Genomic DNA, 25,053 nt, shown 5'->3' on the forward strand with positions numbered 1-25,053 from the left:
GGGAAAAGAAAAAGAAGAATTAACAGTTGAAGAAATCTTAGAAAAATTTGAATATGCTGTTTAAAAGTATATATTATGATAATTTAATTTTAGCTTAGTTACAAATTAGTTTATTTATAAAATAATTTTAAAGTCATAATATTTTTAGCAATACTACAACCATTTATATGAATATATGAACATATATAATAATAAAATTTTCGAGGGGGATATAAAAATGATTAATAAAAAAAGATTGGTAAGTTTAATTTTAGCTGGTGCTCTTGGAATATCTATGCTTACAGGATGTTCACAAGGTGGAGACTCTAGCAATTCTAAACAAGAAAATAACTCTAAAGACAAAGAAGTTAAAAAAATTGGTATAACTCAATTGGTTGAACATCCAGCATTGGATGCTACTAAAACAGGATTTGTAAAAGCCTTAGAAAAAAATGGATTTAAAGATGGAGAAAATATTGATATAGATTTCCAAAATGCTCAAAATGATATGCCTACTACACAAAGTATTGCAAGTAAATTTGCATCTGATAAAAAGGACTTAATATTTGCAATATCTACTCCATCTGCTCAAGCAGCTTATAATGCAACTAAGGATATACCTATACTTATAACTGCTGTCAGTGACCCTGTCGCTGCTGGCTTAGTTAAATCAATTGAAAAACCAGGTGGAAATGTATCTGGAACATCAGACTTTGTTTCTGTAGAAAAAGGATTAGAACTACTTAAAATATTTGCTCCTAAAGCAAAGACTATAGGAGTTATGTACAATACTAGTGAAGTTAATTCAAAAGTTCAAGTTGATGCTTTAAAAGAATATGCTTCTAAAAATGGTTTTAAAGTTGTTGAAAAAGGAATAACTACTTCAAATGAAGTCAATCAGGGAATTTCTAGCTTAGTTGGTAAGATAGATGTTTTATATGTTCCTACTGACAACTTAGTAGCTTCTTCTATGCCAATAGTTTCTAAAATAGCTACTGAAAATAAGATTCCAGTTATAGCAGCTGAATCTGGTCCAGTTGAAAAAGGTGCTCTTGCTTGTCAAGGTATAAACTATGAAAAACTTGGTTACAAAACAGGTGAAATGGCTGTTAAAATTTTAAATGGTGAATCAGTTTCTGATATGCCTGTAGCTACATCAGATGATACAGATATCATTGTTAATGAAGATATACTAAAAGCTTTAGGTATGGAAAAACCTTCTAATGAAAATATTTCTTATGTAAAAACTAAACAAGAATAAATATAATAGATTTTTATGAGGGAGTGGTCAAAATGAAGTCCAGTAAGTTGATAAATTTAATTTTAATTGGTGTTCTTAGTGTATCTACCATTACAGGTTGTTCTAAAAATAATGAAGGTGAGTCAAATAAATCATCTGATAAAAATAATGAAATTAAAAAAATTGGTATTACTCAGTTAGTTGAGCATCAAGCTTTAGATGCATCCAGAGAAGGATTCATTAAAGCTCTAGAAGATAATGGATTTAAAGATGGTAAAAATATAGAAATAGATTATCAAAATGCTCAAAATGATATGCCTACTACACAAACTATAGCTAGTAAATTTGTTTCTGATAAAAAAGATTTGATATTTGCTATATCTACTCCATCTGCTCAGGCATCATACAATGCTACTAAAGATATACCTATACTTATAACTGCTGTAACTGACCCTGTTTCAGCTGGATTTGCAGATTCTTTAGATAAACCAGGTAAAAATGTTTCTGGAACTTCTAATTTTACACCTATTGATAAGAGTTTAAAGGCTCTTGATATACTAATCCCACAAGCAAAGACTATAGGTGTTATATATAATACTAGTGAGGTAAATTCTAAAGTTCAAGTTGATAACTTGAAGAAATATGCAAATGATAAAGGTCTTAAAGTTGTTGAAAAAGGAATTAGTTCTTCTAGTGAAATAAATCAAGCTGCTTCTAGTTTAATGGGTAGCGTAGATGTTATTTATGCTCCTACAGATAATTTACTTGCATCTTCTATGCCTATCGTTTCTCAACTTGCTACTAAAAATAAAATACCTATAATAGCTGCAGAGGAAGGTATGGTAAAAGGTGGAGCATTAGCTTGCCAAGGTATAGATTATGAAAAATTAGGTTATAAGACTGGTGAGATGGCTGTTAAGGTCCTAAAAGGAGAATCTAAAGTTTCAGATATGCCTATAACAAGTTTAGAAGAAACTAATTTAATTATTAATGAAGATACTCTAAAGGCACTTTCTCTAGATAAACCTTCTGACAAGAACATAGTTTATATTAAAACTGAAAATAAATAATTTGACCACTCTAATTAATATAAAATATGAAAATAAAGTAAAATTTAATGATATTTTTATATACAATCAATATGCCTGTTTCTATGAATCTTTCCAAACATAAAAACAGGCATATTTTTTTATTTTAATATATTGTCTATTCAATTTTACATTGATATATTTCTTATCCAAAGATAATATATTAATAATCTTAACTTATTTATATAAATAAAATTATTCTTCTATATGTTTTATTACTCTACATGGATTTCCAACGGCTACAGTATTTGATGGTATATCTTTTGTCACTACACTTCCTGCACCTATTACCACATTATCACCTATAGTAACTCCTGGAGTTATAATCACGCCTCCACCTATCCATGCATTATCTCCTATCTTTACAGGTGAACCATACTCTATTCCTGAAATTCTAAGCTGTGCCTCAATTGGATGATAAGCTGTATAAATTTGAACATTTGGAGCTAACATTACATTATCACCAATTTCAATTTTACATACATCTAAAAAAATACAGTCATAGTTTGCAAAGAAATTTTCACCTACATGTATATTATATCCATAGTCACACCTTATATTTTGTTCAACATTTATTTGATTCCCAACTGAACCAAATAGTTTTTTTAAAATATCCACTCTTTTTTCATATTCATCTTCCAAAGAGTTATTAAACAACCTAGTTAATTTTTTACAATACTCTCTTTCTTTTACTAGCAATTCATCATTTGCATAGTAACCTTTCCCTGACAACATTTTTTCTTTTTCAGTCATATAAATTACTCCTTTTCTTTGCAATTGTACTTAAAGCAAAATAAATATTCCTGTGGAAAATCTAAATAAATGCTGTCTCCCTTATCAAATTTCATTTTGTTTTTTTCTAATTCTATCTGAATAGGCATACTTTTGCTAGATAAATTATTGTTTATAGCATATATAGTGTATGTAAATGGATTTTCTATAATGTTAATTAGTCTAAAACATAACTTGCCATCTAAATTTTCACTAGAATCTAAAACCTTAATATGATGCTCTCTGATTCCCACATATTCTATATTATCACCTATGTTTCCAGTTAATGTCAACTTACATCCCCAATCTGTAGCATAAATAGTATTGTTATCTATTCTATTTAATCGAGATATATTTTTACATCCTGTTATTTTTGCTTCTATAAGATATTTTGGAGACTCAAATAGTTCTTTTTTAGGTCTTTTTGGAAGACCTTCTCCTTTATTATAAACCATAATATCATCACAAACTCGGTAAGCTTCTTCAATATCATGAGTAACAAACAATATATCTCCCTTATAATCTTTTAACATATTCATAAGTTCTTTTTCCATATTACTTCTCAAATGATGGTCTAATGCAGAAAAAGGTTCATCTAAAAGTAGTATATCTGGAGATGTAGCTAAGGCTCTAGCTAGTGCTACTCTTTGTTGCTGACCACCAGATAATTGCCAAGGGTATCGACCCTCAAATCCATTTAATTTAAGTATTTCTAAATATTTCATTATTATTTCCTTTTTTTCATCTTTACTTAACTTTGAAAGACCAAGTTCGATATTTTGGCTTACAGTCATGTGAGGAAATAATGCATAGTTTTGAAATAAAAAACCAATGTTTCTTTCTTGTGTTGATAAATTTATCTTTTTTTCAGAATCAAACAATACTCTTTCATTTAATATAATCTTACCTCTTGTAGGTTTTTCAAGTCCTGCTATACATTTTAACGTCATACTTTTTCCAGAACCAGATTCACCTAAAAATCCTAAAATTCCTTTTTCCTGTTCAATTTTTACTTTTAATTTAAAAGAGGATAAATCTTTTTCAATATCTACATATAAACTCAACTATCTACACCTCTTTCCTATTATTTTCTGCTGGAATTCTGACCAATAATTTAATAATAAAATCATTGCTATAGATATCGCTACAATAATCATAACCCACATCATAGCTTTATTCATATCTCCACCTTCAACTGCAAAAAATATAGCGATTGGCATAGTTTGAGTTTTTCCAGGTATATTTCCAGCTATCATAAGTGTAGCACCAAATTCTCCAAGTGCTCTAGCAAACGACAACACAAGTCCACCTATTATCCCAGGCCAAGCTAATGGTACTGCAATCTTTAAAAAAACTTTCCATTCATTAAGACCTAAGGTTCTAGCAGCAGACAACATGTTGCTATCAATTTGTTCAAAAGCTGACCTTGAAGTTCTATACATCATAGGAAAAGATACTACTACTGCTGAGATTACAGTTGCTGTCCAGCTAAATATTAAGGTTTTATCAAAATTCAGTAAAAATTTACCTACAAAGCCATTTTTCCCACATAACAACAATAAAAAGAATCCAACAACTGTGGGTGGCAAAATTAATGGAAGTGTAAAGATACCATCTATAATACCTTTCCACTTACCTCTATAGTTAGCCATAATATATGACACAAATATTCCTATTATAAAAGTTATTATCGTTGACAAAAAAGCTGTCTTAAGTGATATCCATAAAGGTGACCAATCTGTCCCCATTTTTTCCCTCCTTAATTTAAATGGAAATAGTGAAATTAATAAATATATTAATTTCACTATTTCCATTTTATTATAATATACAATTATTTTCAATTTTCATTTATTTATATACAACTTCTTTTTAATTACATATAAATTATTTGTAAGCTTATTCTACTTTTTTATATCCAAATTCCTCAAAAATCTTTTGTCCTGCATCACTCAACAGGAATTCTTCAAATTTCTTAGCAGCATCTGCATTTTTACTAGCTTCAATTACTGCAACTGGATATGTAATAGGTGAATGAGTTTTTTCATCTGTTTTCTCAACTACTTTTATTTTATCATTATTCACAGTGTCACTAAAATAAACGAATCCAACATCTGCATTACCTGATTGCACCCATGCTAAAACCTCTTTTACATCTTTCGCAAACACCAATTTATCTTTTAATGTATCTTTTAAATTTAAATTAGTTAATACTTCATCTGCATATTTACCTGCTGGAACACTTTCAGCTTCTCCAACTGCAATTTTCTTTACTTTATCTGTAGTTAAGTCTTTCATACTAGATACATCACTATCAGCTGAAGAAATAAGAACTAAATCATTTTTAACTAAATCTTTCATAGTATCAGAAACCAATAACTTTTCTTCATCTAAAGCTTTCATTTGTTTCTGACCTGCTGAAATAAATAAATCACATGGTGCACCTTGTTCTATTTGCTGTTGAAGTGAACCTGATGCTCCATAGTTAACTGTAAGCTTTACATTGGAATCAACTTTTTTATATTCTTCTTCAATTTTTGCCATTGCTTCTTTTAAACTTGCAGCAGCAGATATGTTTAGTTCTACTGTCTCACTGCTTTTATTTGTTTTTTCTTCTTTACTATCATCTTTTGGACTTTCTTTACTACTACATCCAACTGTCCCCAAAGTTAAACATGCAACTAATCCTAATATTCCCAATATTTTTTTCATAATACTCTCCCTTTTTGTAAATTTGATACATATTTTAATTCGTTTTATCATGTTTTATCATGTTTTGTTATGTATAACTTAATTATATATACCTGCTAATAAATTTTCAAGTAAATTATTTATATTACTTTTAAATATTTTTCTACATTTTTCTTTTTTTAATGTTAAAATAACCTTATATGGAGGTGGATTATGGACTCATTATCATCTTTGACACCTGTTGAAGTAGCTGAATTATTAAAGATAACAAAAAATACTGTATATGAATTAATCAAAAGAGGTGAACTTCCTTCTTACAAAGTAGGTAAAAAAATAAGAGTTGATATTAAAGATGTCGAAGAATATATCAACAATCAAAAAACTGGTAAAATTAAAGATACACATTTTAACAATAAAAATATAGATATTGATAATAATCGTAAAATTATTATTTCTGGTCAAGATGTAATATTAGACATTTTAGCTAGGTCTGTTGAAAAAAGATTAGATAGAGTAAATACATTTCGCTCTTATATAGGAAGTTATAATGCTTTATATGAATTATATAATGGCAGGGTTTCTATAGCATCATCCCATCTATGGGATTTTGAAACAGACGAATATAATAGTACTTTTGTTAAAAAACTATTGCCAGGAATCCCATGTGTACTTATAAATCTAGCATATAGAATGCAAGGTTTTTATGTTGCTAAAGGAAATCCTAAGGAAATAAAAGGTTGGAATGATTTAACCAGACCAAATATAACACTTGTAAATCGAGAAAAAGGGGCTGGAACTAGAGTTTTGCTTGATGGCAAACTTAGACTTTTAAATTTTAATGGCACTGATATAAATGGTTATTATAATGAAGAATTATCGCATTTAGGTGTAGCAAGCAAGGTTTCTCGTGGTATAGCTGATGTTGGATTAGGCAATGAAAAAGCTGCTCTACAAGTAAACAATATTGACTTTATTCCTCTTCACAAGGAACGTTATGATTTGGTTATTAAAAAAGAAGACTTGAAAAACCCTGTCTACCAAACTATAATTAGTATAATTAATTCAGCTGAATTTAAGGCCGAACTTCAAGGTCTTGGTGGATATGATTTGATTGACACAGGCAAAATCATAGCAGAAGTTTAAAAATAAAAATCGCAATCTATTTTTACATGATTTATAAATTAATTGTAAAGTAAATTGCGATTTTTATGTATGCCAAAAACGTACATCAAAAAATTCAGTCTATCATAAAAACCTATATTGTTCATTTTGGTAGCCACATATAAAATTCAATATACTAAATAGTTAAATATATTAATATATATTTACATAATAGTAATTTTTCTTAATGTAGATTAACGTATTATGTGTTTTTGATATGAATAATTTTCCTATCTTGTATACATGCGGTAAAATAAATGAGTTTAATAGGTTATATACAAAGTTGCTTTCTTCTTGTATCTTCTCAACTAATAAATTATTAATAAAATTATCTTTTTCATTTTCAATAACTTCACTCCAATTTATTTTAACTTTTAATATGTATCTTCCAACTAAGTATACACATTCTGTAACAAATAACAATAATACTATATAATCAGCTCCTCCTGATTGATATAAACTTCCTGATACTAAGGGTTTAGCAAAAAAGTTATAAAAATTTAAAGTATCTCCTGTATAGTCAAAAAATATTAATAGTAATCCCAAAACTCTTAATACTCTCATATTCAACATGCCTTTTTCTTTATTATTTTTGTTTTTCATATATACTACCTCTCTTTTCGTTAGATTTTATTGTATATAATACTAACTCTTTTATTTGAGGTACAGGTGAATTTAATTGGTAGTTATTTTCATTTTCATAATCAATTAATTCATATTAAATATTTATATTTAATATGAAAAATAGCTTATTTATTTTGTAATAAAATAAATAAGCTATTAAAATATACAACTAATTTCTATTAATTGATAATACTACTATCTATAAACCTAAAAATTCTATTGAAATATGCTCTACTATCAGAGTCATATCCAGCAACATGTTCAATACCTTCTATGAGCCATAGCTCTTTTTTATTATGCTTGACTAAGTCATACATGGTTTGGCTATTTTGATAATTACAAACAGTGTCTTTTGTTCCATGTATAAATAGTATAGGAACATTACTCTTTTCGATTGCCTTATATGGTTCTACATCACTATACCAAAATCCAGATTTAAATTTATTATACACATCCCCACATGCTACGACATAATTTACTAATACATTTGGTATATGTTTTTCTATTACTCCCATTCTAATGGCATCCTTCATTTCAGAATATGGAGAATCCAATATATAAAAATCGACCTCTTGACTTTCTGAGTTTATAGCTGTATGCATAGCAGCTGTTCCTGCACCCATAGAAAATCCATGGATTCCCAATTTACCATCTGGGAATTTATTTTTTACAAACTTAACTATACTATCTAAATCATATCTCTCATAAAGACCAAATGTATAATTGTCGCCTCCACTATTACCAGTATTTCTTTGATTGTAAATCAATACATTATAACCTTTATCTAAGTATTCATATGCTATTTTTAGCATTTCATAGTGATTACTTCCCATTCCATGAACAATTATAATAGTATTTTTTGTTTTTATATTTGAATTCATAAAAAGACTTTCAAGTTTGTAATTATTAGAGCTTTGTATCATCAGCTCATCTGTCTTGTAGTTTTTCAATTTATCTAAGGGCTTATCTTTCCTCTTAGAAAATACTTTTAATACATCTTCTTTTTTTATTAACTGTTCTGAGCCAACTGAGCTATCGTACACCAATTTGCCAAATATATACGATATGATTAACGGTATTAACAGAAATACAACTGATACAATTATTACCTTATTTCTTAAACTAATATAATTCTTAAAACTATTTTTCATATTTATTTACCATTTAATTTTCCTATATTTTGTTTTTTAAAAGTAATACAATCGCTACTTATACTACTCTTATGATTTCTATTATACCTATTAATCTACTAAAATTACAAATTATATTTTATCAATCATTAATATTTATAAGCTATTGCCTTATCTAATAAATATTACTAGATACTTTATTGGCAAGTGCTATCTAAATATTCTTCTATATTTTTCTTCTTCCTCTTCTGTGAATACATTAAATACAACTTTTAAATTTTTCTCAGGATTTTCTTTTAGCCATAATCTCACTCTATTTACAGCAAGATTAGCTGCTTCTTTTTTTGGATATCCAAATACCCCTGTAGAAATACCACAAAAAACGATATTCTTTATTTCATCAATTTCTCTTATAGTATTTAGAGATGATTTGTAGCAATGTAGTAATTGTTTTTCCTGTTCTTTGCTTGGCTGACCACCAGATACAATAGGTCCAACAGTGTGTACTACAAATTTTGCAGGTAGACAATAACCTCTAGTTATTTTAGCATCTCCTGTATATTCTAAATGTCCTTGTTTTTTTATTATTTTATCACAATCTTCTCTAAGTCTAGGACCTGCGCATGAATGTATCTCATTATCTACACATAAATGTAATGGTTGTAAACATCCTAATAGCTTATTGTTTGCAGCATTTACTATTGCATCTGCTTTTAAATTAGTTATATTGCCTCTCCATATAGCAATGCCTTCCTCAACTTCTTCTATATCATTTACATCTACTAACTCTCTTTCTTCACATTCAATTAACAATAAGTTATGTAACATACTAAGTATCTCTGGAGCAATTTCTTTTGGTGGATATACATTAAGAAGTCCTCTAAGTATATCTCTAGGCTTGATTTCATCATTTGATAAATTGTATATTTTAGAAGGAACTTCTTTTGAAAAATATGCAATTAAAGTGTTTATATTTTTCTTTCTTCGTTCGTCAGTTAGAGGTTTGATACTTCTATCAAAATCCTCAAATAAGTTTACATCATCAGCATAATCTCTCCACTTCATAGCTATCTCTCCATTCTTTTATTTTAGAATTATAAAAAATAATTATGTATTATGTACATACTTATTTATTTCTATAAACACTTACATAAATCCTGTTAAAAGTGTAAATTTTTTAATATTAATATATTTAAAGACAAAATATAGAACAATTTTAAGTATTTTATATAAACCTTTATAAAATAATATGCTACTTGCTAACACTTTAATCATAAAATTTTTAAATATAATAATTAAAGAAAATGTTCTAAAGCTTACACTTTTATACATAAAAACCACTCTAAATAATCAACTCTTACCTAGAATGGTTTTTACACTAAACAACTTTTAAATTTTGTTGGTATTTATTTATATCTGATTTAGAAGCATATACAAAATGACCATCTGAAACCTCAATCCAACTTGATAACTCATCACTTGAACAATTATACATACTATAATTATATTCCACTCTATTTCTTACCTTAGCATATCTTGGGTCAGGAATAGGAATTGCAGAAAGTAAAGACTTTGTATATGGATGTATAGGATTATTATACAACTCTTCTGAATTCGCTAATTCTACTAATTTTCCATTATGCATAACTCCTATACGGTCACTAATATGTCTCACCATAGATAAATCATGCGCTATAAACAAACAAGTTAAATTCTTTTCTTTCTGTAATTTTTTAAATAAATTTACTATTTGTGCTTGTATAGACACATCTAAAGAGGCTATCGGTTCATCAGCTATTATAAACTCTGGGTCTACTGAAAGAGCTCGAGCTATACCAATACGTTGTCTTTGCCCACCTGAAAAGTCAGAAGGATATTTATTTGCATAGCTTCTATCAAGTCCCACTAAATTTAACATCTCATAGACTTTATCCAGTCTTTCTGCTTTATTTTTACAGACACCCTGAATTTTAAGTGGCTCTGAAATTATATCTCCAATTGTCATACGAGGATTTAATGATGAGGTAGAATCTTGAAAAATAATCTGCATACTTTTATTTACATCTTTTTTTACAAATTTATATGATTTTTTATCTGAGATACAATTTCCCTTATAAATTACGTCTCCACCAGTAGGCTCATGTAACTTTATTATAGTTTTACCAGTTGTAGATTTTCCTGAACCAGATTCTCCTACTAAACCAAATATTTCTCCTTTATATATATCAAAACTTATATCATCAACTGCTTTTACAATAGTACTTTTATCCAAATGAAAATATTGTTTTAAATTTTTTATTTCTAGTATTTTTTCTTTATTCATTAGAAATCACCCTTCCACCATTTACCCTAACTGGTATATTTATTTTAGGTGCATCTGGATGCAATAACCAAGTTGCTGCACTGTGTGTATCATTAATTTTAAACATTGGTGGCTCCTTTTCATAATCTATCCTAAGAGCATTTTTATTTCTTACTGCAAATGCATCCCCCTTTGGAGGATTTAATAAATTTGGAGGCATTCCAGGTATATTATACAAATAATCTTCTTGTGAATCTAAAGTAGGTAATGAACCTAATAATCCCCAAGTATATGGATGTCTAGGGTCATAAAATATATCTTCTACTGTTCCTATTTCTACAATCTTACCTGCATACATAACTGCTATCCTATCAGCCATAGTTGCAACTACACCTAAATCATGAGTTATAAATATTATTGATAAGCCTATTTTATTTTGTAGTTCTTTTATTAAGTCAATTATTTGAGCTTGTATAGTCACATCCAAGGCTGTTGTAGGCTCATCAGCAATCAATACTTCTGGATTACAAGCTAGTGCTATAGCAATTACTATACGTTGCCTCATTCCTCCTGAAAAATGATGCGGAAATTGTTTAAATCTTTTTTCAGGATTATCTATCCCAACTAATTCAATAAGCTCTATAGCTCTTTTCTTAGCTTCACTTTTACTTATGCCTTGATGGATTACTATAGCTTCAGTTATTTGCTTTCCTATTGATATGGTTGGATTCAAAGATGTCATAGGGTCTTGAAATATCATTGATATATCTCTTCCTCTAATATCTTCCATTTCTTTCTCAGATTTTTTAACTAAGTCCTTTGATTTAAATAGAACCTCTCCACTTTTGATATATCCATTATATGGAAGTATCTTTATCAAACTTTTGCATAATACAGATTTTCCACAACCAGATTCTCCAACTATAGCTAGTGTTTCACCCCTTTTTAGGGTAAAGGACACATCTCTCACAGCCTGTACTTCGCCTTCTTCTATTTTAAAGCTTACAGATAGATTATTAACCTCCAATAAATGTTCCAAAAACCATCAACCCCTATGCTATTCAAACCTTAGGGATATATTTCATCCCTAAGGTTTCTAATTAATCTAACTATTATTCTATTGTCCAATCAGCTATGTTCCAGAATATCCCTACACCATGATGACCTAAAACTGTATCAGGTGTTAAACCTTTTATATTTGGTTTTCCAACATATATAGCATCTATATAAGCAATAAATGTATATGGCATATCTTTAGTCATCTCTACTTGGAATTGTTTATATAACTTTAATTTTTCATCTTTATTTTCTGTTTCTCTTGCTTGTTGAAGTATTTTGTCTATAGTAGGATTAGAATAAGCACTGTAGTTTGCACCTTTATCTGTTCCAAATACTTTATATGTATGGTCATCTGGGTCAAATGGACTTCCCCAACCGATTAAGTGCGCATCTTGATTAGCCCAATCTGTTTCAGTTACAACTACAGCTTTAGCATCAACACCTATTTCTTTTAGCTGTTGTGCACATATTTTAGCCATATCAACTCTAACTTGGTCACTTTCGCCAGCTGTTATTTCAAAAGCTAATTTAGTACCTTCTTTTTCATATATTCCATCAGAACCTAACTTCCAACCTAATTTTTCAATTTCTTGCTTAGCCTTTTCTGGATTATATTCAAATTTCTCTATATCAGGATTATTATATGGTCCCATTTGTAAAGGTGAATATGCGGCTACACCATGACCCAATAATACACTATCAACTATTGCTTTTCTATCTATTGCATAACTTAAAGCATTTGGTAATCCTTTAGTCTTTTCATCTTTAAAGAATTTAGAATTGAAGTTATATAGTATACCTCTATAATCTGCAGTTTTCATTATATTTACTTTAAAATTCTTTTCGTCTTTCTCAAAATTAGACATATCTTTAGGAGTTACTTGTGCTAAATCTAATTCACCTGATTTTAATTGCATTGCTTTAGCTTTGTCATCTGGTACAATCTTAAATACTACTTTATCCAGTCCTGGCTCTTTTACAAAATAATCACTATTTTTAACAAGTGTTATACTTTGCCCTTTATCCCATTTTTCAAGTTTGAATGGTCCAGTACCTATTGGTTTTTGATTAAATCCATCAGTAGTTATATCTTTACCTTCTAATGCATGTTTTGGTAATATTCCAACTGTTAAATAATCAAGCATTGCTGTATTTGGTGCTTTTAAAGCAATTTTTATAGTAGTATCATTAATTACATCAATTTTTGTTATATCTTCATAATTTGATGCTATTTCAGAAGCATTGTCTGGATTCATTATAGTTTCCATTGTGAATTTAACATCATTTGCTGTAAATTTCTCTCCATCATGCCACTTAACATCATCTCTTAAATTAAAAGTATATGTATTTGTTGCTTCATCAAATTTCCAATCTTTTGCTAGACAAGGAACTACTTTATTATTTTCATCATGAGCTGTTAATCCATTAAATATCAATGAATTTATTTCGCCATGTTCATATAGTGCTGGATTTATACTTGTATAGTCATTACTTCCATAAACAAGTACTTTACCATCTTTAGGTTTATCTGTTTTTTTGTCCCCATTTCCTGCACTCGAACAGCCTGCCATTAGACTAAGTATCATTACTAGACTTAAAACTTTTAATTTTTTTAATTTCATGATGCTCCCCCTTTTGCTTTTAATAATAAATATTTTTTAAAGCTTTGACCCCATTTATTTAAATAGATATTTCAAATACCTTAGTATTTGCTTATTTAACACTTAAAACGCTGATTTATAAATTACTTGATTTTTTATTATTGCTCTTTCTTATATAATTACCAATATTAGTTATACAGACCAATGTAGTAACTAAAAATATACCTGGAATTAGGATAATCCACCATCTATTTGAAAGAAGTGCTTCTTCTGATAAAGATAGCATACTTCCCCAAGAAACAATTTCTATTGGCAAACCAATTCCTAAAAAACTTAGTGTTGACTCAGTTCCAATAGCTGCACCTATATTTGTTACTACCATAAACATTATTGATGCGACAAAGTTTGGAAGTAAGTGCTGTTTTAATATATATAAAAATCCTCCACCCATACTTTTAGCTGCTAGTATGTACTCACTATTTCTTATTTGTCTAACTTCAGTCCTTACAATCTTAGATATATTCATCCAACTTGTTATCCCTATTACTATGGACATAGATATTGGATTTGAATTCCCAAGTATCGCTTGTACAAATATTATAATTAATATTGATGGTATACTAAGTATGATTTCTGTAAATCTCATCATTGCATCATCTACAAGCTCAGATGCTGAACCGCTTATGCTACCATAAACAATTCCTATAATAGTTGATATTATTGTCGAAAATATTCCTATAAATAAAGATATTTTTCCTCCATACCATATCATAGAATATATATCTCTTCCCATTGAATCTGTTCCAAAGAAAAAATCTTTACTTGGAGCTAAATTAGAACTTACTAAATCCATATATGTTGGCTCATGTGTCATTATCAAAGATGAAAATACACTTCCAATAACTATAATGGATAAAATTATGATTGATATATATGGTAACTGTTTAAATTTTTCAAACAGAGTTTTTTTTATTTCTATTTGTTCATCTTTTACTACTGAAATATAATTTTCTCCTACAATCTCAAAATCACTACATTGCGGCTTCATTGTTATCACCTCTATCGTACTTCATTCTAGGGTCTATTTTATTGTTTATAATTTGAGCTAGCATATTTCCAAATACCACTAAAGCTCCTGTTATTAGACATAAAACTAATAACATATTATAATCGTGATACTTTGCACTCTCAAAACAAAGAGTTCCTAACCCTGGATAAGAAAAAACCTTTTCAACTACATAAGTTCCTCCTAATATATGAGGTATTGAAATAGCCATGATACTTATATATGATGGCATTATATTTCTCAGGCAATGCTTAAAAACAATGGTTCTATTGTTTAAACCTTTTGCTTTACATAGCAATACATAATCTTCTCTTATTTCTTCTAGCAATTTATTTCTTATCATATATGTGTAATACCATAAATGGCTCAATATAAGTACTGTAAGAGGTAATATTAAATGAGATATCCTACTTGATATACTATATTCCTCTCCCATTGAATAAGCTCCACTACTTGGAAGTATACTTAGATTTATACTGAATATAAGTATAAGTACTAAAGCAACCCAGAATGATGGAATACAATTGGTTATCGTACCTAGTTTACATATAACCCTATCTATAAGCTTATCTTCATGCAATGTACAAAAAATTCCTAAAAGTAATGCTAGAACAAAGGTAAGTATGTATCCTGAACCACCTAATATGATAGTATTTATATAAACATCATTTATAACAGAAGTAACATTTTGCTTATATTTAAATGAAATCCCAAATTCTCCTTTTGATGCATCTGAAATCCATTTTATATATTGACTGTATATTGGTTCGTTTAGACCAAGTTTTTTCATAGCATTTTCTTTTTCTTGAGTACTCATTCTTTCTACACCATCTCCATAGTAAGAAATTAATGGGTCTCCTGGAGCAAGTCTTGCCATATAAAAAACCACAAAAGATAATAAAAACATTACTAAAATAAACTGCAACAACTTTTTAACTATATCCTTTAACAAACCCCTATTCCCCCTTTGTTGCAATAAAAAAAACCACCAAAAGCAAGCGTCAATCGACGTTTAAACCTTCGTGGTTTTATTATCATTAAATAAAAATTAAATTTTAAATATTTATCTATAAACCAATTTTAGCATCATTTATGTTGTGTGTAAACAAACTTTTGAAAAATTGTTAAAATTTCATCAAATTGTTTTATTTTTACCTAAAATTAAATTTTTATGATATTACTAATCTCTTATTTATTACATAATTATTAAATTTTATATTGACTATTTACTGAAACTATATTATATTAGTTTCTATGCAAACTATCTAAGAGGTGATTTTATTGAAAACTAATTATGATTGTTTTAGAATAGCTATGCTTCTAAAAGAACTCTATTCTAAAACAATGTACACAGTAGAGGAAAATTTTAAGGAAAATGGATTAACACATCAACAGATTATAGTTATAAAGCTAATAGCTCATAATCAAGAACTAACAATTTCACAACTATGCGATGAGATGTCTTTAGCTAAAGGAACGGTATCAGGTATAATCAGTAGATTAGAGCAATTTGGATATGTAGAAAAGTTCAAAAAATATGATGATAAGAGAAATACATATGTTAAATTTACAGAGGATGGACTTGAATTCGCCACAAATTTTAAAAGTAAAATGCAAGAAAGCTTTGATGGTATTTTTAAAAATTGTGATGAAAAAGAATTAAATGAATTAGTAAAAAATCTTAGAAATATATTAGCAAAAATAAAGGAGAGATAATTATGAGTTCTAAATTAATACTTGCAATAGTGTTTATAACATCAGCTTTAATTTTTTACACTATAGGTGTATTTGGAGAAAGAAAAGCTAAAATTTTAAAAAAGAAACATGTAATTATATTTTGGCTTGGTTTAATATTTGATACTTTAGGAACATTTACAATGAGTAATATAGCTAATAGCCACGCTTTTGAAGTGAAGTCTGTATTGTCCCAAAATCTTCATAGTATAACTGGTCTCCTAGCAATTGTGCTTATGCTTTTTCATGCAGGCTGGGCTACTTTTGTTTTGTATAAGGACGATGAAGATAAGAAAAAATTCTTCCATAAGTTTAGTATAGTTGTATGGACTATCTGGTTAATTCCATACTTTATAGGTATGTTTATTGGTATGGCTGGATAATAAATAAAAAAAAGTGTGTAGGAAAATGAATATACACTTACACACTTTTTCATATATATCTATAATGTTTTACTTACTCTTTTACACAGCTTAATAAATCCTTATGTATAATTTAAATTTATTAAACACCTAACACTTGAGTTACTCCTGGAACTTCGCTTACCAAAACATTTTCAATAACAGCTTTTATTGTCATAGTTGCTCCTGGACATCCACTACAAGCACCTTGTAATCTAACTAAAACTACACCATTCTCATTTACATCTATAAGCTCTACATCTCCACCATCTCTTTGTAATACAGGTTTTATCTTTTGTTCAAGTACTTTTTCAACTTGTTCTCTCATAGTTATTCCCCCCCAGAAATATTTTTATTACCAAGATTATACCAATGGTTTAAATTTTTGTCCATCTAATGATTTTTCAAACTCTATATTTGCCTCATCAATAATCTTAGTATTCATAAATACATCATAAGCACTACAAGCCAATACCTTAGCTGAATTTATCATAGCTGAAAATCCTATACTTGAACCAGCTGATGCACATGACTGCCATGTGTGGCTTGCCACACCAACAGGCCATGCTGCCATTGCAAATTGAGCTACTGGTATCACATAACTTACATCTCCAACATCAGTAGAACCAGCTAATCCCTTATCTTCTGCTCCATCAGCTATACCATGATGTATATAACTGTCCACAATAGATTTATCGTCTTGGAATGCTGTAGCTACACCTAGTCTCTCATCCTTAGTAAGAGTAGCACATAATTTTTTTGCAAATTCTTCTTCTTCAGGAGTAGTTTTAGGAGTTCCAACAAGAATCATATTATCGTATACTAAATCAGTTAAACACTGATTTGGTATATAATCATAAATCCCATCAGTAATTACATACTCCATTTCAGTCTCTGTCATCATAGCTGCTCCTTGTGCCACTTTTATTAGCCTATCAAGAACATTCTCTGCATCCTTTGCTTTTTTACCTCTTATAAAATACCAACTTTCCGCAAAACCAGGAACTACATTAGGTCTTCCTCCACCATTAGTTATAACATAATGCATTCTTATAGAGTCAATTACATGTTCTCTTAAATAATTTGCTCCTACATTCATAAGTTCAACAGCATCTAATGCACTTCTACCATTATGAGGGGCTTGAGCTGCATGTGCTGTTATTCCCTTAAACTTAAATCTAGCAGATAAATTTGCCAGACTTCCACCTCTCCATGTGCCATTTATATCAAAAGGATGCCATGTAAATGCGCAATCTACATTATCAAAACATCCATTTACACACATTACAGTCTTTCCTCCACCTTCTTCTTCAGCAGGACAACCGAAATATTTTATTGTTCCATTAAATTTATTTTTTTCCATAAGTTCTTTGATAGAAACGACTGCTCCTACACCTGCTACACCCAATAAATTATGACCACATCCATGTCCAGATTCTCCCTCTACCAATGGATTTTTTTCTGTACTCACAGATTGTGATAGTTCTGGCAAAGCATCATATTCGCCAAGTATTCCAATTACGGGCTTATCTTCTCCAAAACTCGCTATAAATCCAGTTGGTAAATTGTCTACTTCTTCAATTTCAAATCCTTTTGACTTTAGATATTCCTTTTGAATACTGCTTGCATACTTTTCTTCAAAAGCTAATTCTGGATTTTCCCATATTTTTTTAGATAAATCAATTAATTCTTCTCTTATCTCCTCAATATTATTTATAATATATTCTTTCATAGTCTCCTCCACAGATATGTATTTTTGATATGCTTTACAAATTATATTATATACTAACATTCTATTTATTCACAATTTTTTGTTAATTAATTTGATTTATATATTCTTCTATACAATGTATTTTTTCCTTATTTTTTTTCTTCATAAATTCAATGTACTCTCTTTTCCATAGTGTAGTTTTATTATTTTTGTTTAGTAATAGTTCTAATAAATTAATTTCTTCCATTCTCATATCTTCATAAAATACTACACTTCCCAGTATTGCCAATTCAAATTCACTTAATGAAGCAAATAGCATTAGATAATCATCCCCAAATAAGCATTCAGATTCAAGAATATCAATAAAGTCTTTTTTTGCATTGATATTTTCCTTTATTATTTTTATTTTTTCAATTATAGAAGTACTCTCTAGTACAGAATTGAATATCGCTCTAAATGACTCATCATCTAATTTATTTTCATCATCAACAATATACTTTTCTAAAGGTTCACTTTCATTCTTACTTACAGTTATAATACTTTTAAAAGTGCCACTTTTTATTGAACTTAGTACAGACTCAATAAATATCTTCTCATATGCTTTTATGTATTTTATCATGGCTTCATCTTCTATATTTAATCTTTCTATCAAAACATCAATTGCTCCTTCAAGCAATAAAAATATTTTTTCATTTATTATACTTTCTTTATTGAGCTCTTCAGAATTATTAAAATCAAAACTATTACTTTCTTCAATAAATTCAACTACATTATTTTCCTCATATTGCTTAATTTCATCTTCAAAAGTATGATTGTATATGTTTTTAAATTGTTTTTCTAAAAATTCATATTCATATTCTGAAATCTTCAAATTAGTTGATTCATTACCTAAAATTGTAGAGAAAATAGAGTTATTTATAATAAGTTCAAATAAATTTATAAGTATAACATCACAATCTATTTTATAAGTTATTCCATAATCATAAAATAATTTTTCTCTATCTTTCTTTCTAAATAAATTACAAAATCTATTTTCTATATCCATACTCTCAATATAATTTTTCACATAATAAATTCCTTGAATATCCATATCATCTAATGCCAATGGATAATCTATACTCACTGGAATATCATATGCTTCAAATTTTATACTATAGTTTTTAAAGAAACCAGACAGTTCCATTAAAGTATCATTATACGCCATTAAATTAGTGTCTAATTTTCTACTTTTCATTACTTCATAAAATTTTTCTAACTCAAGTAAATCATATTCAAGAATTTTAATGCCTTCTAAGTATACATACTTAATATTTTTAGACGTCAATTCTGCAACTCTTTTTTCTATATTTTCAAGTTTACTTACATATGCATCAATAGAATACCAAATTGAAAGCAATAATTTTTCAGCAACTTCAGTCTTTACTGATGTACTTTGACCATTTGTATATTTTTTAATTAAATCTATAAGAATTAAGGATATTTCCTGTTGTATGTTATATACTTCTCTCTCATTTATTACTTTACAATCCATACATTCTTTAAGTAGAGATATTGCATATTGATTTTTTATTAGATTATTTTCATTTATATTGATGTTGGTTAGATTATTATTTGACATAGTAAGTTTCCCCTCTCATTAGATTAAACTTCTCCAAATTTAAACTTTTTTGCAAATTCCTCTGCTTCTCCCCTTACATTATCCATATTCCCTGTAAATTTTTCATAAAGTTCATCAAGTATTTCTATAATTTCATCATCACAAATTTTATCATCTGTTTCATTTTTTAAGTAATAAAAGATTTCTTGCATATCATTAATAATTTCTAAATAATCATCCATATTCGTAAACTGTGATGTATATATGTTTTCTATTAATTGTTTTGTAACTTTTATATCTAATTCTATTCTTCCATATCCCTTTAAAGTATCATTTCTTGAAGTTATTATATCTTTTACATCCGCTTCGGAAAGTACTAGACCATAACACTTAGATTCTTTATTAGTTTCAAGCAATTCATTTCTTTCTATTTCCTTTAAATTTTGATGCATAGAACTCAAAATAATAGGTGATATCATTTTAAAATTCTCCTTTTTTATTTTTTCTATTGACTTTTAATTCATTTTATGTTATATTTAAATTAGTATATTTATTAACTTATAGAACTACTTATAATAATATTATTATAAGTAGTTTTTGTCAACTCAAAATTACTATTTTAATTAAATTTTTCAATAAAAAAAATATATCATTACTCAGATATATTTTTTATAACTATTCATCAATTTAATAGTTATTTATAATTAAAATCTAAAGAATGATATATTAATCTACTTATCTTTTTTAGCTCTACTTCTGCTTTTCTTTACATTTGAGCAATTTCTACAGGAAGGTGAACAGTATTGAGATTTAGAATTTGTAGGTATATAAATCTTTCCACAATACTTACATTTATTTAAAGATGCAGGTTCACTTGTAATTGCAAATGCATATATAGTTTCAATAGCTGTTTTTAAAGAATTAAATTCCCATGCAATTGTGGGTTTATCTAATTGACTTATAGAAAATCCAATCTTTTGAGGGTTAAACCCTCCAGACATAATAGTCAGACTTTCAGTTAGTAGGTTAGACATGTTTTTATAGACACAAATTTGATTAAAATGTCTACACATATCCTTAGCAAAATTTACAATCCAATCCAATTGTTCTGTATAAAACCTTGAAAATACTAAATCTAAAATCAATGGTCTTTTTCCAAAAAACTTGGGTGATTCCTCTCGTTTTGATACATCTATACCTCGTTTATATTTTTTAAAGTATACATCTTCATCACTTGCAAATGGGATGAACATATTTACATACTCATCAGTATTCAATATATTCTCTTTTGTAATATAATTCTTTTCAATCATCAGTACTCTTTCTTCACCAACAATATCTCTATTATATACACTTGAATAAATTAATCCTAACAACCCATATTTCTTTACAAATTCAAGTACTTCTTTTTTTAATCTCATTTCTTTAGTTTCTTTTGATATCTCTTGTAATGCTTCTTGTCCTATGCGAATTATATCTACTATAATTTCATCTGCAACATCAAATGGATTGTACATAGTAAATACAGCATCTTCTGTTGGTACTATATACAGTTCATCTTCTTCAGTAATTTTATATTCATAATCACTATAGCGAATCCAATCACTTGCAAAGTTTCCAATTAATTCTATATTTTTATTCATAATAACAGCCTCCTTTGAATGTAATAGTTAAGATTTATTAACTATTACATTTTTAGTTTATTCTATAATTTTCATCATGTCAACTCTTCTTTTAATTTTATATAATATTAAGTCATATAATAACTCTAATTAGCCTAGATATTGATACTAAGTAATAGTAAACTTATAATTAATTTTATCAAAATCTATTTACATTTGAAATTAATCTCTTTATAATAATATGTAATATATAAATAATTTTACATATTACATATTACATATTAATTATAAAGAGAGGTACTAAGAAAATGGATAGAAAACGTGAATTAAAACAACTATATAAGGAAATGAAATTTGACATTGGTGTATTTATGATAAAAAGTGATACTACTAAAAAGATTTATCTTGGAAAGAGCAATGACATAAAAAGCAAGTTTAACTCCCTCAAATTTCAACTTGGTGCTGGGTCATGTATGGTAAGAGATTTAAACAATGATTGGAAAAAATATGGAGAAAAAACATTTACATTTGAAATTTTAGAACTTATAAAACACGATGATAACAAAACTAAAAAAGACTACTTAGAAGAATTAGATATTTTAGAAATGGTTTGGTTAGAAAAGCTAAAAGAAGATAACTCTTATGAGATTTATTCTTTATAAAAAATAGGCATCATATCTTCTTTTTTGATGTAAACGTGATAGGATGGAATTGTCATACAATTTTGTGTATGACTCCATTCGCCTTTTCACTTATGAGGATAATTGATTCGTATATATGAATAGCTCACGTACTCTTTTTTAACATATACAATTCAATTTAGTATATAATTTTGATACATAATTTTAATAAAAAAAACCTTCTAATTGATTTTTATCATAAAATCAACTAGAAGATTCATATAGTTTAACATTTATATACTATATATCACTAAAATATAAGCATTATACTGACTTTTACTATATATTATGTATTCATTTTACTAACAACATTTTATTATTTTGTAGCTTCTAAACATTGCTCTATAACCTTATTATCATTTATACCTATTGCAGTAACTTTATTAGCATTATTTAATATACTCTTATCGCTTTTGTCTGAAACTAAAACAACAGGAGCGTTTTTAGCCATTGGTGAAGCAACTAAAGCATAAACTAAATCATCTCCACTTGCCACATAGAACTCTTTTGTTTCATTATAAAACTTCTTAATTACATTCTTATTAGTTTCATATCTATCACTACCATCAATTCTAGTTGCTCTATATCTACTTACTATATAATCACTTAGTGTAGATTTTCCTCCAATAGCATATACTGGAACAGGTGAAACACCAAACCATGGGTCTAAATCTGTATCTTCTTCTGCTGAAGCTATATCCTTTGTCAATAAAATAGGAGCACCATCTCTGTATGCAACAGACGCAACACTCACTGCATCAGCCTCGTCTTTAAATCCATTTACTAAAAACGTCTTATCACTACTCTTTATCTTTTCTATTTCAGCTGCAATTTTATAACTTGTATCTACTCTATCTACTCCATCAATTCTTATAACCTGCATTCTTCTCATAAGTAGCATTTTTTCTACATCTTTACTTATAGTATTTTCGCCACCTATTATATATATCTTAGTAACTCTATTAAGCCTTTGTAAAGTGGCTTCTGGTATATCATTCTTATTAGTTAATAAAATTGCTGCATTATTTACCCCTGCAAGACCACTAGCAGAAATACCATCGACCATCGTAGAATCCGAGTTGATAAGTACAGCTGTTGTATAATCTTGCTTATCAGAAATAATACCAGCTGTTTCATATTTATCCGTTCCCTTGATATTTTCGATTTTATCTAGTGCATTTGCTGATGTTGGAAAACTAACACTTAATAATAATGCTGAAATACCTAATGCTAATATTCTTTTACTAAACTTCATAAATTACCTCCCTCAAAATAAATATATTTAGTATTAGTATAATATAAATTCGCTTAAAAGTAGTGTAGAAATAGTTACACTTTTTTTATAATTTAAATCACTCTAAATTACACACATCTCATCCATTAAAATAACTTCATTCATCCTATAAGCTAAAGCGTCCCATGTTTTTTTTGACATATCTGCAAATGACCTTTTCTCTAAATTGGATAATAGATACTGTATTTTAGAGTCCATTGCATTATATAAATTCTTCTCAAATATAGATAACTCTTCTTCATTTGGAATACCTTCTCCATGCATAGAAGGTAGAGTTACATATTCTATCTTGCCAGAATCATTAATTTGGCTACCAATCCACTCTCTAACACCAGGAATATCAGTGGTAATTACATCTAACCCACATGATAAAGCCTCTAAAACTACAACTGGTAACCCTTCATAAAACGATGGTAATACAAATATATGTGACTTATTAAATAACTCCGCTAAGTCACTTTGGTCTAATTTTCCTAGGAAATTCATTTTAAATGGAGATTGATTTGCAAGCTTAACAATCTCATTATAAGATTCAATATCACTTCCTGTACCTGCAAAATTGACTTCTATTAAATCTTTACGATATATTAGTTCAGATATAGCTTTTATAAATGGAATCAACCCTTTTGACTTACATATCTTCCCTGCAAACACTATCCTTATCTTATCACCTTGCATTTTATAATTTTTATCATAAAATACACTATCATTGTATCCACTGCCAATCACAACTACTTTACTTTCACTTACTCCAAAACTTTTTACAATATCATCTTTTTGCTTTTTATGAAGAGCAAATATTAAATCTAATTTTTTTATATTTGATATTATATATTCTTTTTCTAAATCTATAGTATTTAACTGTCTTAAACAAGTCCCATGACAAACAGACATAACTTTAATATCTTTCACAATCTCTCTGACAAATGCTGTTAAAAGATATAAATGATGACATATTATAATATCTGGCTTAAAATCTTCCATAGCTCTGTCTATATTTATTTTAAATTGATGTTTTAATCTATCTATCATTTCTACATTTAAATCTCTATATCTAGTACTTTCATATGGCATAGAATCACTCATTCCTACAACAGGAAAATTTAGTTCTCCACAATTATACTTTACTGGATAAAAACTTATATCACTTGAAAAACAGTTTACATTGTCATTAACATCTATACCTGCAATTACAGCTTGCTCATGACCTATTTTTTCAAACCCTTTTATCATACCGCACATGTATATTCCACTACCCGTACTATTTGGTTTTTGTGTTATTATATGAAGAATTTTCACTTTTTT

General features: G+C 28.1%; 25 protein-coding genes. 6 read left to right on the top strand and 19 right to left on the bottom strand.

Annotated features, from left to right (window positions below; translation table 11 throughout):
- The first annotated feature begins 217 nt into the window (after positions 1 to 217).
- Together IC214_RS01615 and IC214_RS01620 are read left to right on the top strand one after the other, a co-directional pair.
- Complete coding sequence (locus IC214_RS01615; RefSeq protein ID WP_227433317.1) at positions 218 to 1,240, top strand: CD0873 family tyrosine ABC transporter substrate-binding lipoprotein; 1,023 nt, start codon at positions 218 to 220, stop codon at positions 1,238 to 1,240.
- Between the two features lie 32 nt (positions 1,241 to 1,272).
- A complete protein-coding gene (locus IC214_RS01620; RefSeq protein ID WP_227433318.1) occupies positions 1,273 to 2,289 on the top strand; it encodes an ABC transporter substrate-binding protein in 1,017 nt (338 codons plus the stop codon).
- Positions 2,290 to 2,502: 213 nt separating this feature from the next.
- Here the strand turns inward: IC214_RS01620 and IC214_RS01625 are convergent, their stop codons facing one another.
- From IC214_RS01625 to modA, 4 genes are all read right to left on the bottom strand, one after another.
- Positions 2,503 to 3,060, bottom strand: a complete 558-nt coding sequence (locus tag IC214_RS01625; protein WP_227433319.1) for a sugar O-acetyltransferase — start codon at positions 3,058 to 3,060, stop codon at positions 2,503 to 2,505.
- Between the two features lie 5 nt (positions 3,061 to 3,065).
- Positions 3,066 to 4,142, bottom strand: a complete 1,077-nt coding sequence (locus tag IC214_RS01630; protein WP_227433320.1) for a sulfate/molybdate ABC transporter ATP-binding protein — start codon at positions 4,140 to 4,142, stop codon at positions 3,066 to 3,068.
- Positions 4,143 to 4,826, bottom strand: a complete 684-nt coding sequence (modB, locus tag IC214_RS01635; protein ID WP_227433321.1) for a molybdate ABC transporter permease subunit — start codon at positions 4,824 to 4,826, stop codon at positions 4,143 to 4,145. It abuts the gene before it with no gap.
- Between the two features lie 148 nt (positions 4,827 to 4,974).
- A complete protein-coding gene (modA, locus tag IC214_RS01640) occupies positions 4,975 to 5,787 on the bottom strand; it encodes a molybdate ABC transporter substrate-binding protein (protein WP_227433322.1) in 813 nt (270 codons plus the stop codon).
- Positions 5,788 to 5,979: 192 nt separating this feature from the next.
- Here modA and IC214_RS01645 point away from each other — a divergent pair, with 192 nt between their 5' ends.
- Positions 5,980 to 6,909, top strand: coding sequence for a helix-turn-helix transcriptional regulator (locus tag IC214_RS01645; RefSeq protein WP_227433323.1), 930 nt, complete (start codon positions 5,980 to 5,982; stop codon positions 6,907 to 6,909).
- Between the two features lie 171 nt (positions 6,910 to 7,080).
- Here IC214_RS01645 and IC214_RS01650 read toward each other — a convergent pair whose 3' ends face one another.
- The 8 genes from IC214_RS01650 to IC214_RS01685 all read right to left on the bottom strand — a co-directional run bounded on the left by IC214_RS01650 (position 7,081) and on the right by IC214_RS01685 (position 15,661).
- Entirely contained in the window at positions 7,081 to 7,530 is a 450-nt protein-coding gene (locus IC214_RS01650) for a hypothetical protein (protein ID WP_227866151.1), read from the bottom strand.
- 200 nt (positions 7,531 to 7,730) lie between these two features.
- The gene (locus IC214_RS01655; RefSeq protein WP_227866228.1) at positions 7,731 to 8,594 is read right to left on the bottom strand and encodes an alpha/beta hydrolase; all 864 of its coding nucleotides are present in this window, start codon (positions 8,592 to 8,594) and stop codon (positions 7,731 to 7,733) included.
- Between the two features lie 297 nt (positions 8,595 to 8,891).
- Positions 8,892 to 9,746 (bottom strand): protein-ADP-ribose hydrolase, encoded by an 855-nt coding sequence (locus IC214_RS01660; protein ID WP_227866152.1) that lies wholly within the window; start codon positions 9,744 to 9,746, stop codon positions 8,892 to 8,894.
- Positions 9,747 to 10,059: 313 nt separating this feature from the next.
- A complete protein-coding gene (locus IC214_RS01665) occupies positions 10,060 to 11,004 on the bottom strand; it encodes an ABC transporter ATP-binding protein (RefSeq protein ID WP_227433327.1) in 945 nt (314 codons plus the stop codon).
- Entirely contained in the window at positions 10,997 to 12,022 is a 1,026-nt protein-coding gene (locus IC214_RS01670; RefSeq protein WP_227433328.1) for an ABC transporter ATP-binding protein, read from the bottom strand. The genes IC214_RS01665 and IC214_RS01670 overlap by 8 nt, the downstream gene beginning before the upstream one ends.
- Before the next feature lie 73 nt (positions 12,023 to 12,095).
- On the bottom strand, positions 12,096 to 13,664 hold the full coding sequence (locus IC214_RS01675; protein ID WP_227433329.1) for an ABC transporter substrate-binding protein: 1,569 nt from the start codon (positions 13,662 to 13,664) through the stop codon (positions 12,096 to 12,098).
- A gap of 115 nt (positions 13,665 to 13,779) precedes the next feature.
- Complete coding sequence (locus IC214_RS01680; RefSeq protein WP_227433330.1) at positions 13,780 to 14,691, bottom strand: ABC transporter permease; 912 nt, start codon at positions 14,689 to 14,691, stop codon at positions 13,780 to 13,782.
- Positions 14,675 to 15,661: an ABC transporter permease gene (locus tag IC214_RS01685; protein WP_227433331.1), complete on the bottom strand. Its 987-nt coding sequence runs from the start codon at positions 15,659 to 15,661 to the stop codon at positions 14,675 to 14,677. Before IC214_RS01685 ends, IC214_RS01680 begins: the two co-directional genes overlap by 17 nt.
- A 329-nt stretch (positions 15,662 to 15,990) precedes the next feature.
- On the opposite strand from IC214_RS01685, the gene IC214_RS01690 reads away from it, so the two are divergent.
- Positions 15,991 to 16,425, top strand: a complete 435-nt coding sequence (locus IC214_RS01690) for a MarR family winged helix-turn-helix transcriptional regulator (RefSeq protein ID WP_255605859.1) — start codon at positions 15,991 to 15,993, stop codon at positions 16,423 to 16,425.
- A gap of 2 nt (positions 16,426 to 16,427) precedes the next feature.
- Positions 16,428 to 16,826 carry an HsmA family protein gene (locus tag IC214_RS01695; RefSeq protein ID WP_227433332.1) on the top strand — a complete coding sequence of 133 codons (399 nt, stop codon included), beginning with the start codon at positions 16,428 to 16,430 and terminating at the stop codon, positions 16,824 to 16,826.
- A gap of 121 nt (positions 16,827 to 16,947) precedes the next feature.
- Here the strand turns inward: IC214_RS01695 and IC214_RS01700 are convergent, their stop codons facing one another.
- The 5 genes from IC214_RS01700 to IC214_RS01720 form a co-directional block, all read right to left on the bottom strand.
- A complete protein-coding gene (locus IC214_RS01700) occupies positions 16,948 to 17,172 on the bottom strand; it encodes a NifU family protein (protein ID WP_227433333.1) in 225 nt (74 codons plus the stop codon).
- A 36-nt stretch (positions 17,173 to 17,208) separates the two neighbouring features.
- Positions 17,209 to 18,576, bottom strand: a complete 1,368-nt coding sequence (locus tag IC214_RS01705) for a M20 family metallopeptidase (RefSeq protein ID WP_227866153.1) — start codon at positions 18,574 to 18,576, stop codon at positions 17,209 to 17,211.
- Between the two features lie 82 nt (positions 18,577 to 18,658).
- Positions 18,659 to 20,173, bottom strand: coding sequence for a DUF6179 domain-containing protein (locus tag IC214_RS01710; protein WP_227866154.1), 1,515 nt, complete (start codon positions 20,171 to 20,173; stop codon positions 18,659 to 18,661).
- A 23-nt stretch (positions 20,174 to 20,196) separates the two neighbouring features.
- On the bottom strand, positions 20,197 to 20,631 hold the full coding sequence (locus tag IC214_RS01715) for a DUF6323 family protein (RefSeq protein WP_227433336.1): 435 nt from the start codon (positions 20,629 to 20,631) through the stop codon (positions 20,197 to 20,199).
- 252 nt (positions 20,632 to 20,883) lie between these two features.
- Positions 20,884 to 21,795: a recombination protein NinG gene (locus tag IC214_RS01720; RefSeq protein WP_227866155.1), complete on the bottom strand. Its 912-nt coding sequence runs from the start codon at positions 21,793 to 21,795 to the stop codon at positions 20,884 to 20,886.
- A gap of 287 nt (positions 21,796 to 22,082) precedes the next feature.
- Here IC214_RS01720 and IC214_RS01725 point away from each other — a divergent pair, with 287 nt between their 5' ends.
- Complete coding sequence (locus IC214_RS01725) at positions 22,083 to 22,436, top strand: GIY-YIG nuclease family protein (protein ID WP_227482965.1); 354 nt, start codon at positions 22,083 to 22,085, stop codon at positions 22,434 to 22,436.
- Between the two features lie 334 nt (positions 22,437 to 22,770).
- Here IC214_RS01725 and IC214_RS01730 read toward each other — a convergent pair whose 3' ends face one another.
- On the bottom strand, positions 22,771 to 23,709 hold the full coding sequence (locus IC214_RS01730) for a cell wall-binding repeat-containing protein (RefSeq protein ID WP_227433339.1): 939 nt from the start codon (positions 23,707 to 23,709) through the stop codon (positions 22,771 to 22,773).
- Positions 23,710 to 23,811: 102 nt separating this feature from the next.
- Positions 23,812 to 25,047 carry a glycosyltransferase family 4 protein gene (locus IC214_RS01735; protein WP_227824754.1) on the bottom strand — a complete coding sequence of 412 codons (1,236 nt, stop codon included), beginning with the start codon at positions 25,045 to 25,047 and terminating at the stop codon, positions 23,812 to 23,814.
- Positions 25,048 to 25,053: the final 6 nt, after the last annotated feature.

This window comes from Clostridioides sp. ES-S-0190-01, from assembly GCF_020658275.1.
GTDB lineage: Bacteria > Bacillota > Clostridia > Peptostreptococcales > Peptostreptococcaceae > Clostridioides.

Bases quoted from the DNA above. Each gene is read 5' to 3' on its own strand.
- IC214_RS01615 (WP_227433317.1), top strand. From the start codon at position 218: ATGATTAATAAAAAAAGATTGGTAAGTTTAATTTTAGCTGGTGCTCTT.
- IC214_RS01620 (WP_227433318.1), top strand. From the start codon at position 1,273: ATGAAGTCCAGTAAGTTGATAAATTTAATTTTAATTGGTGTTCTTAGT.
- IC214_RS01625 (WP_227433319.1), bottom strand. From the start codon at position 3,060: ATGACTGAAAAAGAAAAAATGTTGTCAGGGAAAGGTTACTATGCAAAT.
- modB (WP_227433321.1), bottom strand. From the start codon at position 4,826: ATGGGGACAGATTGGTCACCTTTATGGATATCACTTAAGACAGCTTTT.
- modA (WP_227433322.1), bottom strand. From the start codon at position 5,787: ATGAAAAAAATATTGGGAATATTAGGATTAGTTGCATGTTTAACTTTG.
- IC214_RS01645 (WP_227433323.1), top strand. From the start codon at position 5,980: ATGGACTCATTATCATCTTTGACACCTGTTGAAGTAGCTGAATTATTA.
- IC214_RS01650 (WP_227866151.1), bottom strand. From the start codon at position 7,530: ATGAAAAACAAAAATAATAAAGAAAAAGGCATGTTGAATATGAGAGTA.
- IC214_RS01660 (WP_227866152.1), bottom strand. From the start codon at position 9,746: ATGAAGTGGAGAGATTATGCTGATGATGTAAACTTATTTGAGGATTTT.
- IC214_RS01665 (WP_227433327.1), bottom strand. From the start codon at position 11,004: ATGAATAAAGAAAAAATACTAGAAATAAAAAATTTAAAACAATATTTT.
- IC214_RS01675 (WP_227433329.1), bottom strand. From the start codon at position 13,664: ATGAAATTAAAAAAATTAAAAGTTTTAAGTCTAGTAATGATACTTAGT.
- IC214_RS01680 (WP_227433330.1), bottom strand. From the start codon at position 14,691: ATGAAGCCGCAATGTAGTGATTTTGAGATTGTAGGAGAAAATTATATT.
- IC214_RS01695 (WP_227433332.1), top strand. From the start codon at position 16,428: ATGAGTTCTAAATTAATACTTGCAATAGTGTTTATAACATCAGCTTTA.
- IC214_RS01700 (WP_227433333.1), bottom strand. From the start codon at position 17,172: ATGAGAGAACAAGTTGAAAAAGTACTTGAACAAAAGATAAAACCTGTA.
- IC214_RS01705 (WP_227866153.1), bottom strand. From the start codon at position 18,576: ATGAAAGAATATATTATAAATAATATTGAGGAGATAAGAGAAGAATTA.
- IC214_RS01710 (WP_227866154.1), bottom strand. From the start codon at position 20,173: ATGTCAAATAATAATCTAACCAACATCAATATAAATGAAAATAATCTA.
- IC214_RS01715 (WP_227433336.1), bottom strand. From the start codon at position 20,631: ATGATATCACCTATTATTTTGAGTTCTATGCATCAAAATTTAAAGGAA.
- IC214_RS01720 (WP_227866155.1), bottom strand. From the start codon at position 21,795: ATGAATAAAAATATAGAATTAATTGGAAACTTTGCAAGTGATTGGATT.
- IC214_RS01725 (WP_227482965.1), top strand. From the start codon at position 22,083: ATGGATAGAAAACGTGAATTAAAACAACTATATAAGGAAATGAAATTT.
- IC214_RS01730 (WP_227433339.1), bottom strand. From the start codon at position 23,709: ATGAAGTTTAGTAAAAGAATATTAGCATTAGGTATTTCAGCATTATTA.